Genomic DNA, 17,800 nt, shown 5'->3' on the forward strand with positions numbered 1-17,800 from the left:
ATTCTGATTGTAGCCTTCCCTAAAAATTATAACTATTTTAAGTTGTATAGAGCTAAAACAATATGAAAAATGAAATTCTGATAAAAAATGGAGTTTGGAAATCAACTGGAGAGAATTTATTTTGGATTAATGTTGTTCAAAATAAGGTCTTTTGGTTGGGCATGAACAACAGGACCACAGAAAATGAGTTAGGCGAAAATTGGTGTCATGTTGGAAATGGAACAATAATTGACAATCGGATAATTTTAGATTGGTCTGATATTTCCGTTGGAAAAGGTAATTTAAATGGAAGAATAGTTATTGAAATAATAAGCAATATTAAAATGAAAGTTATTGAGGATTCCGGAAACTTTGGTATGTCAATCTGGAATTGGGAAAAAGATCGATTGAATTTTAGTCAAATCTCATAGAAGAAAGTGTAACCTTTGTAGCCTATCATAAATAACCAAGGTTTGGTTAAAAACGATTATAACATTTGTGGTACAAAAACTAGGTCACAACATCGTGTAGGCGGACCATATTGCAAAGTAAAACGATAATTTAAGAAAGAAGAGCTGATACAAACTCCATAACAGTACTGAATATACTGGTGCATACTTCCTCTTAAGTACTTCCAAGGATATTAGCGCCAGCACTCCCCTATTAATCCGTTCCACTTAAGGAAAAACAAAGCAAAATATCCCCCTGCTCAAAGCAAAAATTCCTAAATTGGTAAACAACAAAAAAGATCAATCACATAGCAAGGTAGGTGCAAAACATTGCATCCTAAAGGAAATAAATGGTGTAGTACTAAATGGAATGTGGTGGTGGGTTTGCTGCGATTCTCGAAAAAAGACGATTATTAAAATAATAATATGAAAAATATAGGAATACTTTCTTTATTGTTAGTAGTCGGTTCATTAATCCTATGGTATATGTTTAATTTTTGGATGGGACTTTTAGTTTTCCTAATCGGTGCTTATTTTTTGTATCAAGTCTACAAAGACGAAAAATAATTAAACAAGGTTCTATGACAGAGCAAGCATTCACAATACTTGCACTAATTATTGCAGCGCTTGGAGCATTATTAACTTTTATCAGGGCTATGACCGTTAATAGTTCAAGCCCAGCTCCGACCAAACCATGGGACTTGAATAAAAAGACTATGACAATTATTCTCGGTCTTCTTGCCGGACTTTCAATTGCTACTGGACTTAAAGTGTTAGTATTGAGTATAGACGCTTTGCTTAATAAAAAAGAACTTTCAAGTCTAGACTTGACCCACATGAATGAACTATTTACACAATTAATAGATGCAACTGGTTATTTTGCATTGGGAGGAATCATTTTTATCATTTTAGGAATAAAAGGATTTGCTGTATTATGGAGAAAAGATTAATAAACCTACAGCTAATCATTTCCCTCGTTGGTCAGTGCTACCCGTTCCGTTTCGATTTGTGCCACTTAATGAAAGTAAAGCAAAAATTCCTAAATTGTTAAGGTGTAAAAAGGATTAATCACCATATCATTGTAAGCGCATAACCGACACCGCATAATTCAAAGCGGGTCCTGAAAAACTGATCCCTAGGCTTAGATGATTTAATACTATAAGGTTGGCAACAGGCATAACTGAAATACAAGATATCCGAAATGACGCAAAACAAAATCGTAAAAAGAGATTCCAAACAAGGGTCGGAAGTATACAATAATAGATCATTAGAAGTTGATTATCGTACTTTAAAAACCTTATTGAGAAAAGATATCAGAGTTCTTGATGTGGGCTGTGGAACAGGAGCTATTTCCAAAGATGTGGCTGCCATAATTGGAAATGGTGGTAGAGTAATAGGCATTGATAAAGATCCTAATTTTATAGAAAATGGAATTGCTAATTATGGACATATGAAGAATTTAGAGCTGATCTCAACAGATATATTTGATTTTAATACCGATCAGAAATTTGATTTAATTATATCTGCTAGAATGCTTCAATGGTTATCTAATCCAAAAGTAGCTTTGTTAAAAATGAAATCATTGCTTAACCCTAATGGTGTTATATCAATATTGGATTATAACCATAAGAAAATTCAATGGAATCCAGATCCACCGCAAAGTATGATTGAATTCTATGAAGCATTTCTTAAATGGAGGGAGAACGCGGGTATGCATAATGAAATTGCTGATCATTTGCCGTCATTATTTCAGGAGATAGGACTTAAAAATATAGAAACATTAAATTCCGATGAATACTATACTCGGGATAGAGAGGATTTCAAGTCTAAAGTTGGCATTTGGAGTAAAGTAGCTGGATTAAAACAAATATCCGAAGAAGGTTATATAGAGGATTCCCAGAGACTATATGCGGCAAAGGAATATGATAGTTGGGTGGAAACAGAGGCTATTTCCATGACAATGAATCTTTCTGAAACTAGAGGAGAAATTGCCAGTTACTAATACAGCTCACAAATAATATGGACTTAGACCAAAATTTTATTGTTTGCGTATTTTTATGAGATCGTGAAATCTTTGGGATTCAGAGTTTAACAAAAAAGCAAGTACAATACGTTAAGCTTTAGTCAATATGTTACATAACATTTATTTGCAACTTTACGACATTAGCTGACAAATCAAATGTCGTGCATAAATCAGACTATTACCGTTATCCATAATCAATTTAAAATTTACTTTTAGGGTTGAATAATTGTATAAGTGATATGAATAAAATTGCAAAAAAAATAAGCGAAATCCGGAAAAGCAAAGGACTGACTCAAGAAGAATTAGCTGAACAATCAAATATAAACATTAGAACTATTCAACGGATTGAAAGTGGTGAAAGTGAACCACGAGGTAAAACTCTAAACCTTTTATGCGATGTTTTACAGATCGATATTTCGGAATTGATTCCTAATGAGGATTCAATGACAAATAATATTGGAGCATTAATTATAAATAATTTTTTCCTTTTAGCATTAAATACGGTGTTAATGGGAATGATAGGTTATTTAACATTAGATTCAAACGCTAATCTTAACAGCAGATTTGGTGGATTGATGTTAAGTATATTTCTGCCTTACTTTATAGTTACGTTGACAAAAAAGATGAATAATAAAGAGCGCATGTTTAAATTTGGATTTGGGTATATCATCTACTTTGTTTTTATCATGATAAAGCACGGGTTTCCAATTGGATTCGGCACTGGATTGTTTCCTTGTCTTCTTATAGGTCTGTCGGTCTTATATTTTGGTGCGGGTTTGATAAAATACTTGGATTAAAACGTGTTAGTACAAACCACCCCTTTACGGTTTTCCACGACTTATTTTTCAAGTAAATGTTCTTTTTTATGTCTATCATAAAGTGGGCCCTTGAAGGCCATCTGTACAAAAATAGGGTAGGGGCATTTAGAACAGTTAGCCTCCAAATTAATACTAGGGCAAAGAAAGATTTATTAAATTGAACCTATTAAAGAAATATGATTAATGATAACATCTTATTGTTAGCTACAATTTTAAAAAGATGAAAAATATATTTCGGTTATTCATTTTCCTTTTTATAGGTTTAACATCTCTTGTTTCAACTGCCCAAATCCAATTAAACCTTGATTTTGATATTCCTTATGGAAACAACAAAACTGTAGGCAAATATGTAGAGATTAATGGAGCAAATATTTACTACGAAGAATACGGAGATGGTGAGCCTTTATTCCTGATTCATGGAAATAGCGGTAGCATTATTTGGATGGGTGATCAAATTGACTATTTCAAAAAAAAGTATAGAGTAATTATTGCAGATAGCAGGGGGCAAGGGAAATTTGAATTAAAAACTGATTCATTAACTTATGAGCAAATTGCAGAAGATTGGGAGGGCCTAGCAAAACATTTAAAGCTTGATTCTGTCTCTATAATTGGATGGAGTGATGGCGGAATCGTTGGACTAAAAATGGGTGTTAACAACAAGATAAAAATTAAAAAAATCGTATCGATGGCTGCAAACTTGAGGCCTGATTCTACCGCTGTTCATTCTTGGGCAATTGACAAAATCAAAGAAGAATTTGATTTAATTGAACTTAAAATAAAAGACAATGACAAAACACAAAATTGGGGCTTAAAAAAACAACTTATGGGCTTGGTAGGCAATCAACCAAATATACCAATCACAGATCTAAAAAAAATTAAAGCAAAAGTATTGGTGATGGCGGGTGATGAAGACGGGATTAAAAGTGAACATAGCCTCGAGATATATAAAAATCTACAAAAAGCGCAACTCTGTATTATGCCTGGTGAAACACATTTCACCCCTTCCTCAAATCCAGAGTTATTTAATAGCATTGCTGATAAGTTTTTATCAGAACCTTTTAAAAGGCCTAAGTCTGATTTTTTTTATAAAGCAAGCAGAGCAAAAAAAACTGTAGCTAACACAAGTAACCGTTGCACAACCCCGTAATTATTAAAACAACGACCTCGTTAACTGCTTTTTAAGGTGGTTTTGTTTTTTAAGCACCCGAACAGACCATTGTTTTTGCAGGGCATAGAAACCATCTTTGCAGCTTATGTAGTCCGGTTTTTATAAAAACCGACAAGGCGGCCTTGCCTACCCCACTTTTTGAGCGTTTTTGTTCAAATTTCAGGTACTTCTTCAGGTTGTAGGCAATGGCCGAGAGGTGCATCACCTTGTTGGCCTGTTCCAATCCTATGGTGTTTATCTTCCTGAGCCCCATGAACTGTGTCAGCGTACCGAAAACAGGCTCCACCGTACTCTGGCGTTTGCCCTTCATATACCTACCCTGACTGCTATTCACCCGTTCGATGTTACGTTCATATTCTTCTCGGTAATAGGTGACACTGAACTTCTTTTCCTGGGCGCTCCGCCCTAGACATTGTTCCCGTATCGGACATCCCTTACAGACATGCTTCCTTGCCCGGTATTCCTTCTTTTTGGTACCCGTACGATGATCGTTGAACACCTAGGTGAAGGGTATCGCCTTGCCCTGCGTACATAGGTAATGATCTTGTTCCCCGACGTATTCGAACCCATCGGGGCCGCCCTTATAGGTGCCGTGCGGCGGGATGAAGCTCTTTAGCCCGATCCCCTCCAGAAAGGCATAATTCTCGCCACTACTGTACCCCGTGTCCGCTACGCAGCTCTCCCACACCAGGCCTTCCTTCCACAACCTTGCTCGAAGTCTTTGGACGATATCCGGCAACTGTTGGTTGTACTTCCCGTCCGCATGGTACGCCCTGATATCGGTTATGACATGGTTCGCTATATCGACACTGAGCTGCGAGAGGTAGTTCAGCTTTCTGGCCTTGCCCGGTTTTACGCTGATCCGAGCATCGGGATCCGTGGGACTGTAATGTGTTTTGTTGCTCGTATACTTGGCCCCCTTGTTCTTCGCGCCCGGGCGTTGGTCCTGGTCCTGCGCCCATTTCCTGTTCCGGCCCTTTATCGCCGCCAGTTCGTTCTTGCTTGCCGAAACGGTGCGCTGGCCCTTGTCCGACCTATCGCCTTTGCTCTTGCGATGCGGTTCCTCTTTGTCCATTGCGCTCATAACACGTACCTTCCGCAGGTGTTCGTCCAGTTCCTCTTCGGACACCTTCAGTTCCAAGGTGTCCATGCTTGCGTTGGCCTTGACCGGTGCCGAATTTATGGCCTGGGTATAGCCACTTACTATTCCCTTCTCCGCGCACATGCCCAGCACCTTGGTGAAGACTTCCTCGAATACACTTTCCGGGAACAGTTGGCGGGTACGGCTTATCGTACTGTGCCAAGGAAGTTCCTCGTCTATATCGTATCCGATAAAATAAAGGATGTCCAAGCGCATCGAACAATGGTCTATGAGCTTGCGGTCGCTGATGATATTTTCTAAATAACCTACCAAACAAAGTTTGAAGAATACCACCGGAACTATGCTCTTTTGGCCGCTCGAACCGTAGTTAAGTTCAGTAACACCATAGAGGAAATCCAGATCGACGGCATCCTTTAATTGTCTATAAAAATTGGTCTCGGGAACCCGTTCACTGAGCTGGAACAGGTTGAAGAGTTTCTTCTGATAATACTTTTTTCCCTGCATAACTAAAGTTACGATCCATCCGCCGATCCACAATGATCATGACCGACTTTTTTGCTAACTTGTGCTACAGGCACAATGGCTATAATTCATTGCTACCTTGCCAGCTAATTTGAAAATTCTTACATTTAACACGGCTTGATTTCCTACGGTCCGAAATTCTCCGAATTTCAAAGCCGCAACGAAATCATAGCCGAACCGGTGGCACATATGAGAAAAACGACAACCATCATACTATTATCAATGATTTTTACTTCCGTAATTGGACAAAATATGAATGGAAAATGGATCCTGAAAGACGTAGATTCAGGAAATCAAAAAAAAGGATATCCTGGTTTTCAACTTCTTGAAATCAACAACAACAATGTTGACATTTATACTGATTATTCTTTAAAAGAAAAAGCAACAACATTGAAAATGGACAATGGAGACTTTTTAAATCAAAACAATGAGAAAACCTCTAAATACGAAATCGTTAATGAGAATCATATAAAGTGGTTTATCGACGGAAAATCAAATGACAAAGACGCTGTTTTTGAATGTGACTTTTATCGACTTGAACCGACAATTACAACGCTGAAAAAAGAAGATATTGAAAAAATGACATTCGTACTGACTGAAAACGGACGAGAATCGGAATTTGAATTTAATAAAGAACTTTGGGTCAAAGAAAGACTCGAACTGTTTAAGAGAAAAGAAGGAGAGAAAAAAATGATTGAAAAAATTGATTCAACGTTTTTCGTTTCTATGTATTTTAATGGAAAAAGAAATGGCTCAATTCCAATCAAAGAAGTTACGTCGGAATTTATAAAACTTTGCTTAATTCCTACTGGACCAATGGAAATGACAGCATACCGAAAAGAATAAAATACGTGCCACAACAACGTATCCTATGAAAAGCACTAGTCAAGACACTATCCCGTAAACTGTGTAAGTTAAAAATAACTAGGGTTTGACTTTTATCTAAAGTCTGACCCTTTTATCTTACCTCCTTCCTGTAACTCTTTGTCTATGGCTGACGCCCCATTGATGCATAGCGTCTATGAGTTCTTCCAGTCCTTTGCTATAAGGCGTTAATGCATACTCTACGGTAACAGGGCGCGTGTCACAAACGGTTCGGCTAACCAATCCATTCATTTCCAATTCTTTAAGTTCTTTAGATAAAACCCTTGGAGTAATACCTGCCTCACGTGACAACTCTTTGAATCGCATTTTTCCAAATCGCAATATCGAAATAATAACAAGTTTCCATTTACCGCCAACAACATCAAGTGTATCTTTTATGGCCATCCTCGCTTTTTTACAGTCATCGTTATTGTGTTCTAACTTTTCATTTTTCATTTAGGTATCCTTTTTGTAACTGGTATATATTTGTGAATAGGTTACAAATGTATAGTTTATTCTTTAATTTTGTATGATAGATTTCTTTTTCAGGAATTAAATCTTCATAAAAAAGTTTAACATAATATAATTTCAAAAGATGAAACATTTTACAAAAGATGATACGGTTATGCTATTGATCGATCATCAAGAAGGCACATTAGGCTGGAGTAAAAGCCGTTCAAAACAAGAAATAATCAGTCGCACAAGATTGCTAGCCCGATTGGCCAAAGCGCTGAACATTCCAGTAGTACTTACCACAAGTATGGAAGAATATGCGCAAGGGCCAATAATTCCGGACCTCAAAGAGTTGTTGCCCGAAGAATTTGAAAAACGTGTTAAAAGGATGGGAGTTACAAATGCTTGGAATGATGAAAATTACAAAAAAGCGGTGCTTGAAGCTGCTGGCAATCGCAAAAACGTAATTATGGCAGGGTTGACCAATGATGTTTGTATTGTATATCCATCCATTTCAATGGTAGAAGAAGGCTATGATGTACAGGTGGTGTTCGATGCTGGAGGTTCTCCTACACAAACAGCCGATGATATTGCACGAATTACTTGGGAAAAAAATGGAGTTAGGACTACTACCGCAAACCAATTGGTAGCCGAACTCATCCATAGTTGGGCGACTGAAGATGGCCAAAAAGTCGTACCTATTGTTACCGAAGAAGTATTCGGATAATTATTAAAACTAAAATTATAAATCAGGTTACAAATCAATAGAACAATAATGCATTATGATAAAAAAGATAGACAATTCAAAAAAAATAGGGAATAGCCACATATCTATTTTGTATCCTGGACTGGAACTTTCTGAAACCGATACTGGCTATTTTAGTATCGGACGTATAGACCAAGCGCATATTAACGGTGGAATTGTTATAAAAATGCATCCGCACGTTAACGATGATATCCTGTCGTATTTCAGAAGTGGAAAAGTAAAGCACGTCGATTCTGAAGGTTTTACCGAATACATTACGCCGCACAGGTTGATGCTGATGAAAGCAGGTAAGTTGTTTTACCACGAAGAAGCCATTTTGGAGGAACAAGAAGGACTGCAAATTTTTATTCGCCCAAAAGAAAAAGATTCCAAGCCAGAAGTATTCTTTCAAGAATTGGAAGAAGTTCACAGTATAAATAAATGGCGTCTAATTGCCTCGCCCGATGTCAAAAAAACACCTCTGTTAATGAGTAGCGATACTTGGATTTACGATATGCAAATGACACCCAATAAAGAGTTTACCCTTCCAGAGTCACCAAAAGAAGGATTCGCATATTTGCTATATACTTTTCAAGGGGAAATGAAAGTAAATAACCAAATAGAATTGACTAAAGGCGAGAGTCTCTTTATTCGTGATGAAGCCGTTAACTTTAAGACCGATACACGTGCGGAATTGGTGCTGTTTGTTACCGATACTCGTTCCCCTTATTATGACGGCGGTATGTATAGCGGGAACAAGAAGTAAGTAAAAATTAGTAACAGTTAAATTATGGACAATACAATAACCATTACAGGTGAAAAAGACGGTGAGTACATTGGTGTAGCAGGAGACAATTACAGAATATTGGTTTCTGGAAAGGATACCAACGGAGCTTATGCTATTATTGAAATGCTCGTCCCACCAGGTGGAGGACCCATTCCCCATAGACATACTAAAATCCACGAAACATTTTTTGTGATGGAAGGCGAGGTTTTATTTAAAACCGAAGAAAATAAAAGAATTTTAAAATCAGGTGGATTTGTAAATATTCCAAAAAATGGGGGTGTTCATTCTTTTGTAAACAACAGCAATCAAAACTGTAGAATGTTATGTACGGTAACGCCAGCAGGTCTTGATGATTTTTTCAGAGAGTTCGGTGAGCCCGTGCGACAGGGTGAGTTTTTACCACAACCAGAAATGACCCCCGCTTTTATGAAAAAAACAGAAGTGCTTAACGAAAAGTACGGCCAGGAAATGTTTCCACCCGATTATTTGGATTAATTAGTAACTTGTAATTCAATTTTGAATATTCAATATGGAATCATTTGACACATTAATAGACGGAATTAACGAACTCAAAAAACAAGGTTATGTTGAAGACTTCAACCTTAAACAGAATTGTATAGAATGTAGGAATGGCCAGTATAAGGTTTTTCACAATGAGTTTGAAATCGATAAATTTTTTCGCTTTGAAGGAGATTCCAGTCCCGACGACTCTTCTATACTATACGCTATTTCTTCCGATAAGTATAACTTAAAGGGAGTTTTGGTAAACTCGTATAGTATTTATTCGGAAGATATAACCAATGAAATGTTGGATAAATTGAAGTAGTAAATTAAGGAGATAAAATATTCAATATGAAATTTAAAGCTTATTCAAACGGAGAAACCACCATTTTATGAAATCCGCAAAAATGTACCCAGGCTGGAATTTGTGTAAGAATATTGCCAAAGGTTTATAACCCGAAAAAACGACCTTGGATAAAACCTGAAAATGCCACATCTGTAGAACTGATCAGCCATGTATCAAATTGCCCGTCAATGGCCTTGCGTATTAAGGAAACTCAATCAGTGGTTAGAATAGAACAAGAAGATAATGGTAAAAGAGAGAGTTTAAAAAATAGAGAATGACAACAAACAGACTGGAAGCCTTTAGTGATGGCGTACTTGCCATTATTATTACCATTATGGTACTGGAAATGAAAGTACCGGAAGGGGACACATTGGCGGCTTTAAAACCATTGATCCCTACTTTTGTTACCTATGTGTTGAGTTTCATAAATGTGGGTATTTACTGGAACAATCACCACCATTTGATGCACGCTTCAAATAAAGTAAACGGAAAGGTGCTTTGGGCAAATTTGTACTTGCTCTTTTGGTTGTCTTTGTTCCCTTTTGCTACAGGATATATGGGCGAAAACCATTTTCAAGAATTACCTACTGCATTATATGGTTTTGTACTTTTTATGGCAAGCATAGCTTGGTATATTTTAGTATTGACATTGAAATCAAATCATCCGAAACACACAATGCTTCATACCACATATAAGAGCAAAAACAAAGGGACGTTCTCTATTGTACTGTTTGGTCTTGCTACAATATTTGGGTTTGTACAACCCATTATTTCTGTTGGTATATATGTTTTGGTAGCAATTATTTGGTTTGTCCCCAATAAGGATTTAGAAAAAGAGGTGTAGTAAAAAAACGAATCAGGTTGCCCGAAAAACGAAGACAAAAGCCAGCGTATAACAACGTATCCTATGAAAAGCAATAATCAAGTTCTCTAAAGTTAATATTTTATCCTTTAACTACCTCATAATAACACTTTTAAACGTATTGAATTATGGATGAGGCTGTGCATCATTTAAAATTCAATACTATATAACCTGCTCGGCATCCTATATGTGATCCACGTCCTGCGGGAGTGGTCACCAGCATCTGTATGATTATAAGTTATAAGAAGCCTGGTCACTTGCTAACCGATGTGGTTCCCACCAGCGGCGGGACCACCTACATTGTTTTGTGATCCAAGCCAATCTACTATTCTTTGTGAGCTTAGTTATCTTGTTACTGTTAATTCCCTGTATTTTATTCCAATACCCCTATCGCATAAGGGGTCTCCGTCTTTATCACCGCCAAGGTCCTGCTCAACAGTTTCCTAGCTACCTTTACAATGACACTTTTCACATTTTTTCCATGGTGCTTGCGGTAAAAGGCCTGCATCACGGGATCTGTTCGAATGGCCTGCCAAGAAGCCTCAATGAAATAACTACGTATTAAACGGTGGGCACGCATACTTACCCCCGTATGTCGGACGGTGTCACCACTCTGGTAAATGCCGGGCGCCAGACCTACATATCCGGCCAAATGTTTTATATTCCTAAAACGGCGCAGGTCACCCAATTCACTCAAAATACCACTGTCAACTATTGGGCCTATACCAGGAATACTTCGTAAAAGCATGTAATCTTTCTTAAAGTGGATTTTGGTATGCCGGCGCAATAAGGTGGAAACATCACGAAACTCCTGATCGATAAACCGAAAGCTGCGCATACGGCTTCGCAAAACCTCTTTACCTGCATCATACTCAAAATCCAGACCATCTACCCAATCCCTAAATTTATGGCTCCAATGATCGTTATCAAGGTCCTGTGGTATTCCAATACCATAATACAACAACTGCATCTTGATATAGCTCTTGATCTGGCGCATATCCTTTACCAAGTCGTTCCTACGACGGAACAGACTACGCAGTTGCTCCCTACACTTATCCGGCACACAAATACCCTTCAGCCTCCCGTCCTTAAGTTCACGCGCTATGAGTTGCGCGTCTATTCGGTCTGTTTTGGTGTGGCGCTCCTTACCCCTTCTGAAAATATCGGCAGGATTGACCACCAATGAACGCCAGCCATAGCTAACAAAGCAACGATGTGCGTGGTATCCACAACAACCGGCCTCCTAGGCGCTGGATACATCATAACTTGGATAATGTTTGGTCACATATTCATAGAGCAATTCGGCACGCGGTGGCATACTAAAAGTCTTGCCCGATGAGAGGTCGGTAGCACAATGTACCTTCCAACTACGTTTGTGTATGTCCATACCAATGAATAACTTAGGTGTGGCAGTAATTTGAGTGTTCATATCTTTAATTTTTGGTTCATCTTAAAGATACTCGACTTACTGCTTTTACATAGATGCTATAAGTAATTGCTTGTTCTCGCCTACTTCTGAAAATCCTCGCGGATTTTCAGTTTGTTGTGTACCCGCCGGCAGGCAGGCTTGCAACCCGCCCGAACGTACCGTTCGGTACGGGCGGGAGTTAGGTGCTAACCCACGCAAATACTCATAGCCGAGACCGGTTGGCGGTAATTAAGAGAGACAGTAACGCAACCTTAAATCAGAGAGAAACATCTTGAGATTGAAAATAAAATTGGATTGACATGAGAAATATAGCGACATTCACATCTTTCATTTTGATACTATTAGCTTGTTCAAAGGATAATGACTTATTAATACCAGCAGAACTTGATAACCCAAGTACTATGATTGTATTTTGCCAAGCATCACCAAATGATACATTAAGAATTGAGGGTTACATTTATGACAATGATAATTTGATAAACAAAACGTCGATTCAAAACGGAAAATTACAAAGTAAGACAACCTATGATTATAGCTCAAACAATCAGATAATTTCAGAAATATATGAGACTAATTGGAAGAAAACAGAAATGACCTATGTGTATAATGAGTCAAATCAGCTAATTAATATTTTATACAAATTTACTGATTATGATTCAGATGGACAGGTGGTTAATGAGAGTGAAAGCGAAGCTCCAAGAGAATATGAAAACAATCAATTAGTTAGAGAGTGGGAATATTGGGGTGGATTTAATACTTATGAATATAGCAATGGAAAGGTTGTAAGCAAGATTGATTATACCAAAACAGGAGAGAAACATCACTTTACATATTATAAATATTCAGGAGAGCTATTGATTGAAGAAAAAAAGGAAACTAAAGTAGGAGGTCTGATTTATTTAAAGACTTACGAGTATGATTCTGAAAATAGATTGTCGAAAATAAAAGATGGTGACAACATTATTGAAGTGAATGATTATGTTGGTAAAAAGCTGATTGAAAAAAGAGAATACTATTTTGGGATTGACCCTTGTTATGCTGCTTGCTGCGGAAATTACATTTATAAGTATGAATATTAACTACCGCCACCGTTAGCGGCAAGCTGGGTACGTTAAAGGGACATCCTTTACAAAGTTAAAGTCACATAGTTTACACTTTTGACATCCCGAAATAAAAATTAGTCATGGAGGTGAATTTAGCATATTATCGAAAAAGATTGGGGGAAATTCCTAAAGTTAATCGACGACCCGGAAAACATGCACGAAACATGGAAAGAGTGGCATAAGACATATCTAAAAACAAAACGTAGTTTGACTTCCCAAGGTTTAACTGTAAATGACTTTGTTGTTGATTTGAATGAATTAAGGAATTACTGCTTGACTAAAGGTCTGAAAATTGACGGGAAAGCTCGATCTCAGTTTGTGTCCGGTCGTTTCTGAATTAACTGCCGATTCAGGTATTCACAGCCGGAATAAAAAGTACGTAAACACTGCACGAGCCATTATTCAGCAAGACGATGGATTAGATCAAAGTAAAGGCTTCACCTAACGACTGGATTTCAGCGATATAAATTATATAGCATATTTTTAAAGCCCCCTTAAGGGCGAAAACCAACGATTTTTTTTGCTTTTCGCAACTACAGTAGGACACAAATTAAAACCGCTAGTTCACATTCGCAATGTCCAAAACTGCCGTCTTATTAACATATAAAGCATTTGATTCTTTCCCAAGCTAATCCTACAAAGGTTGAAAAACCCTAAATTGTCAGACAGACGACCTGAGTTTAAAACTTATTTTCAGTGCTGATTGTTTAATAAAGAATAAAATAGATTTGAATGAATAATCTTTAAGTGTTGAAAAACCCAATTTGTTGTACCTATGTTGTACCCAAGAAATAAAAAATCCCCCAATCTCAATGAAATCAGGGGATTTAAACGTTGGCCTACTAGGACTCGAACCTAGAACGACTGGACCAAAACCAGCTGTGTTACCAATTACACCATAGGCCACTACCTCGTTTGAGCGTGCAAATTTAGAACAAAGTTTTATATGCACAAATATTTTTGAGCCATATTCCAAAAAAAATAGAGAAATATTCTTCCACTGCCCTTTAACAATGGGGTTTCAAATGTGTTTATATCGCTTTTATATACAGAATTACATATGGAGTACATTGCCAATTGGCAAATAATAAAAGATATTTTGACCTAAAATCATGTTAAAGGTTTATGAAATATATATCCCTTTATGTTATTAAATTAGTAAATTCGCCCTTCGGATAAACGACAAACCGCATGTTTTCAAAAAATTTCAAGAAATGGGACACCATCACTGGATGGTTTGTTTTTTTTATAGCACTAATAATTTATGGAATAACCGTTGAACCCACTAGTAGTTTTTGGGATGCCGGTGAATATATTTCTACGGCAGCCAAATTACAGGTAGGGCACCCTCCAGGAGCACCTTTACTACAAATGATCGGTGCATTTATGGCCATGTTTGCCTTTGAACCAACACAGGTTGCCAAGATGGTAAATCTAGTTTCCGGGGTTTCAAGTGCCTTTACCATACTTTTCATGTTTTGGACCATTACCAACCTTACCAGAAAACTTATTTCCAAGGAAGAAGTAATTACCAATAGCAAAGCTTTGGCTATTTTAGGAAGCGGATTAGTGGGGTCCCTGGCCTTTACCTTTACGGATAGTTTTTGGTTCAATGCTACTGAAACCGAGGTTTACGCAATGGCCAGCTTAATCATGTCCCTTCTTCTCTGGCTTGGTTTAAAATGGGTGGATGACTTGGAGAATCCGCGAGGCAATAAGTGGATCGTACTCATCTCCTTTGTAATTGGGCTTACCTTTGGGATTCAATTTATGGGGTTCCTGGCCATTCCGACCATTGGATTGTTGTACTATTTTAATACTTATAAAACCACAACGGTAAAGAATTTTCTTTTAGCCAATATTATTGTGGTGGCCATCTTAATGTTGGTTTATAAATTTTCTCTGACCTACGTGTTGAAAGTTTTTGGTTGGAGCGAGGTATTTTTTATAAACACTATTGGACTACCTTTTAACTCGGGCACCATAATAATGGGTCTTATTTTTATTGCCGTCTTCTATTGGGGATTACGCTATACACGAAACAACAACTATACTATAGCCAATACCATTGTTCTTTGTCTGATGTTTTTATTTTTAGGGTTCTCTTCTTGGTTAATGTTGCCCATTAGGGCAAATGCCGATGTGGTAATCAACGAAAACGATCCTTCGGATGCCCGATCTCTATTGGCATATTACAACAGGGAACAGTACCCAGGAGTAGACAGTCCGGTCTATGGTGCTTACTATTCGGACACTTTTGCGCCTGCAGGGGATGAGAAAGACGAGAAACCCAAATACGAAAAAGATTTAAAGGCCGGAAAATACATTATAGTCAACAATTACAAAGATGCCTTACAAGGGCCAAATTCAAAACATGTTGGTCTTCTTCCCCGTATGTGGAGTGAGCAAAATGCCGAGAATTATATGAAGTATTTTGATCCGCTGACGTTTAAGATCAAATCGGATTACCTTGGAAACAATGAATTAAGGGATGCCGTAAACCAATTTAAGGACGGTTATGCCAAGGGTGAAATAGACACCACCCAATATATGAGATTCCTTAGGGAGTTTGGCGAATATATTGATGTAGAACCACCAACAGTCATGCAAAATATCAAATACATGTTCGAATTTCAATTCGGTTATATGTACTGGCGCTATTTTATGTGGAATTATGTTGGCAAGCAAGATGACATTCAAGGAAGATATGACAATCACGGAAACTGGCTGAGCGGCATAAACTTTATTGATAATGCCAGACTCGGGAGTCAGGAAAACCTCCCTGGCGACATTAAGAACAACAAGGGTAGGAATACCTATTTTTTCCTGCCATTGCTATTGGGCATTATTGGCCTAATTTTCCAAATAAGCAAGAATCCCAAACAGTTTTGGGCATTGTTCGTGTTCTTTATGTTCACTGGTATTGCCATACAGTTTTATACCAATCCAGCCATTTTTCAGCCAAGGGAACGTGACTATTCACTTGTAGGCTCCTTCTATGTTTTTGGCATATGGATAGGTCTCGGTGTTTACGGGCTTTTTGATGAATTCCAAAAACTACTGAGTCCCAAAATATTGGCTCCCGGAATTACTGTTTTATGTCTTTTGGCCGTGCCAGGTGTTTTGGCATTCCAAAATTGGGACGACCACGACAGGTCCAATAGGTTTACCACACAATCCACGGCTAAGGCTTATTTACAATCTACCAATGAGGACTCCGGCGCCATTCTATTTACGATTGGGGACAACGACACCTTCCCGTTGTGGTACGCTCAAGAAATTGAAGGATTCCGAACCGATGTGCGTGTGGTCAACACCAGCCTTTTTGCCACTGATTGGTATATAGACCAAATGAAAAAGAAAGCTTATGAAAGCGATCCCATACCCTCACAACTTACCCATGAGATATATCGTTGGGGTTCAAGGGATGCTATTTACTTTAACGAGCTTACAGAAAGTAGATGGGACATTAAGGACTTTATGAACTGGGTCGGCAGTGACAAAGAACAAACCAAATTCCGAAGTATATTACAGAAGAAAGGTGCAGATTTGAGTCAGTATTCCGAAAGCAATTTGGATGTGGTCTATTATCCCACCAACAAAATTAGGGTTCCGGTAAACAAGAAAAATGTTCTGGAGAGTGGTTTGGTCAAAGCAAAAGACTCGGCCCTAATTGTAGATTATATTGATATTGACCTCCCCAAAAGTGCATTGCCAAAAAACCGTATCCTTATGTTGGATATTATCGCCAACAACGATTGGAAGCGCCCCATATATTTCTCTGGAGGAAGTTTTGATCCGGCCGAGTATATCTGGATGAAGGACTACCTTCAATTGGATGGCCTTGTTTACAAATTGGTCCCCATAAAAACAACCAACAGAAGTTCTTATGAGATGGGCAGGGTAGATGCTGACCTTATGTACGACATTGTGAAAAAATGGGATTGGGGAAATGCCGGAAGCTCGGATATTTATCACGATCCCCAGACCCGTACCCAGGCACTTTCATTCAGAGGCAATTTGGCCCGACTTACAGAAACTTTGATCAACGAAAACAAGATTGAAAAAGCGAAAGACATCATTAACATTGCCATGGAAAACATGCCCGTGGAATATTTTGGATATTACGCATTTGTGGAGCCCTTTGTTGACGGATATTTTAAAGTAGGTGAAACCAAAAAGGCCAGAAATCTATTTCAGAAACTTAAAAATATTTATCAGGAACGATTGGATTATTACGCCAATTTACCTTTTGAGGAACAACGTCTTTTCCTAGACGAAATTATTCCCGATTTGGAGGCCTACAGCAGAAATATAGATATTCTGATCACGAATCAGGATAAGGATATTGCCGAAAAGGAAACCCTTATTTTTAATGAATATATTGCGAAGTTCGAACGCTTTTATCGCAACGATCCCATGGAGCAAATTCAAGCTCCAAGCTCGGATCCTGATTTGATGGACTCAACTACCATGGATGCCATACAGGAAGAAGAATTGGACAGCATCGCAATTCCAGAATAAAGAATATAAAAAAACCGGGACAGATGTCCAGTCATGGTCGGAAGATTTTTTCTTCCGACTTTTTTTGTTTTTTACATCCCCATAATTTTTGGTCAACTGATTGATTTTCAGGCATTTAACTTGTT

At 37.9% G+C, this 17,800-nt stretch carries 15 protein-coding genes, 1 tRNA gene and 3 pseudogenes; 14 read left to right on the top strand and 5 right to left on the bottom strand.

The features are described 5' to 3' along the window. Nucleotides 1-62 precede the first annotated feature (62 nt). The 5 genes from CWD91_RS22155 (at nucleotide 63) to CWD91_RS22175 (ending at nucleotide 4,416) form a co-directional block, all read left to right on the top strand. A complete protein-coding gene (locus CWD91_RS22155; protein ID WP_103443166.1) occupies nucleotides 63-410 on the top strand; it encodes a hypothetical protein in 348 nt (115 codons plus the stop codon). 599 nt (nucleotides 411-1,009) lie between these two features. After that, nucleotides 1,010-1,378, top strand: coding sequence for a hypothetical protein (locus CWD91_RS22160; protein ID WP_103443167.1), 369 nt, complete (start codon nucleotides 1,010-1,012; stop codon nucleotides 1,376-1,378). Nucleotides 1,379-1,629: 251 nt separating this feature from the next. Then, complete coding sequence (locus CWD91_RS22165) at nucleotides 1,630-2,430, top strand: class I SAM-dependent methyltransferase (RefSeq protein WP_103443168.1); 801 nt, start codon at nucleotides 1,630-1,632, stop codon at nucleotides 2,428-2,430. A 260-nt stretch (nucleotides 2,431-2,690) separates the two neighbouring features. Next, nucleotides 2,691-3,248, top strand: coding sequence for a helix-turn-helix domain-containing protein (locus tag CWD91_RS22170; protein ID WP_103443169.1), 558 nt, complete (start codon nucleotides 2,691-2,693; stop codon nucleotides 3,246-3,248). A 241-nt stretch (nucleotides 3,249-3,489) separates the two neighbouring features. Beyond that, nucleotides 3,490-4,416 (top strand): alpha/beta fold hydrolase, encoded by a 927-nt coding sequence (locus CWD91_RS22175; RefSeq protein ID WP_103443170.1) that lies wholly within the window; start codon nucleotides 3,490-3,492, stop codon nucleotides 4,414-4,416. Nucleotides 4,417-4,465: 49 nt separating this feature from the next. On the opposite strand, the pseudogene CWD91_RS22180 reads toward CWD91_RS22175, so the two are convergent. After that, nucleotides 4,466-6,043, bottom strand: a pseudogene (locus CWD91_RS22180) (IS1182 family transposase). A 207-nt stretch (nucleotides 6,044-6,250) separates the two neighbouring features. Here CWD91_RS22180 and CWD91_RS22185 point away from each other — a divergent pair. Then, nucleotides 6,251-6,907, top strand: coding sequence for a hypothetical protein (locus CWD91_RS22185; protein ID WP_157943873.1), 657 nt, complete (start codon nucleotides 6,251-6,253; stop codon nucleotides 6,905-6,907). A 117-nt stretch (nucleotides 6,908-7,024) separates the two neighbouring features. On the opposite strand, the gene CWD91_RS22190 is transcribed toward CWD91_RS22185, so the two are convergent. Then, nucleotides 7,025-7,381 (bottom strand): winged helix-turn-helix transcriptional regulator, encoded by a 357-nt coding sequence (locus tag CWD91_RS22190; RefSeq protein ID WP_103443172.1) that lies wholly within the window; start codon nucleotides 7,379-7,381, stop codon nucleotides 7,025-7,027. Nucleotides 7,382-7,520: 139 nt separating this feature from the next. On the opposite strand from CWD91_RS22190, the gene CWD91_RS22195 reads away from it, so the two are divergent. From CWD91_RS22195 to CWD91_RS22220, 6 genes and pseudogenes are all read left to right on the top strand, one after another. Next, entirely contained in the window at nucleotides 7,521-8,105 is a 585-nt protein-coding gene (locus CWD91_RS22195) for an isochorismatase family protein (protein WP_103443173.1), read from the top strand. Nucleotides 8,106-8,160: 55 nt separating this feature from the next. Further along, complete coding sequence (locus CWD91_RS22200) at nucleotides 8,161-8,889, top strand: pirin family protein (protein WP_103443174.1); 729 nt, start codon at nucleotides 8,161-8,163, stop codon at nucleotides 8,887-8,889. Nucleotides 8,890-8,913: 24 nt separating this feature from the next. Next, entirely contained in the window at nucleotides 8,914-9,405 is a 492-nt protein-coding gene (locus tag CWD91_RS22205) for a cupin domain-containing protein (protein ID WP_103443175.1), read from the top strand. Between the two features lie 34 nt (nucleotides 9,406-9,439). Then, nucleotides 9,440-9,736: a phosphoribosylpyrophosphate synthetase gene (locus CWD91_RS22210; RefSeq protein ID WP_103443176.1), complete on the top strand. Its 297-nt coding sequence runs from the start codon at nucleotides 9,440-9,442 to the stop codon at nucleotides 9,734-9,736. An 83-nt stretch (nucleotides 9,737-9,819) separates the two neighbouring features. Next, nucleotides 9,820-10,035, top strand: a pseudogene (locus tag CWD91_RS22215) ((4Fe-4S)-binding protein); the annotation flags it as partial. Then, nucleotides 10,032-10,601, top strand: coding sequence for a TMEM175 family protein (locus tag CWD91_RS22220; protein WP_103443177.1), 570 nt, complete (start codon nucleotides 10,032-10,034; stop codon nucleotides 10,599-10,601). The pseudogene CWD91_RS22215 and the gene CWD91_RS22220, both read left to right, overlap by 4 nt. Before the next feature lie 391 nt (nucleotides 10,602-10,992). Here the strand turns inward: CWD91_RS22220 and CWD91_RS22225 are convergent. Continuing rightward, nucleotides 10,993-11,850, bottom strand: a pseudogene (locus CWD91_RS22225) (IS110 family transposase); the annotation flags it as partial. Nucleotides 11,851-11,862: 12 nt separating this feature from the next. Further along, entirely contained in the window at nucleotides 11,863-12,048 is a 186-nt protein-coding gene (locus tag CWD91_RS22230) for a hypothetical protein (protein ID WP_103443179.1), read from the bottom strand. 299 nt (nucleotides 12,049-12,347) lie between these two features. On the opposite strand from CWD91_RS22230, the gene CWD91_RS22235 reads away from it, so the two are divergent. Next, nucleotides 12,348-13,127 (top strand): putative periplasmic lipoprotein, encoded by a 780-nt coding sequence (locus CWD91_RS22235; RefSeq protein WP_157943874.1) that lies wholly within the window; start codon nucleotides 12,348-12,350, stop codon nucleotides 13,125-13,127. 858 nt (nucleotides 13,128-13,985) lie between these two features. Here the strand turns inward: CWD91_RS22235 and CWD91_RS22240 are convergent. Beyond that, nucleotides 13,986-14,057 (bottom strand) — tRNA-Gln (locus CWD91_RS22240). Nucleotides 14,058-14,342: 285 nt separating this feature from the next. Between CWD91_RS22240 and CWD91_RS22245 the strand changes: the two genes are divergently transcribed. Next, entirely contained in the window at nucleotides 14,343-17,675 is a 3,333-nt protein-coding gene (locus CWD91_RS22245; RefSeq protein ID WP_103443181.1) for a glycosyltransferase family 117 protein, read from the top strand. Nucleotides 17,676-17,800 lie beyond the last annotated feature (125 nt).

Source organism: Arenibacter hampyeongensis, assembly GCF_002909255.1.
GTDB lineage: Bacteria > Bacteroidota > Bacteroidia > Flavobacteriales > Flavobacteriaceae > Arenibacter > Arenibacter hampyeongensis.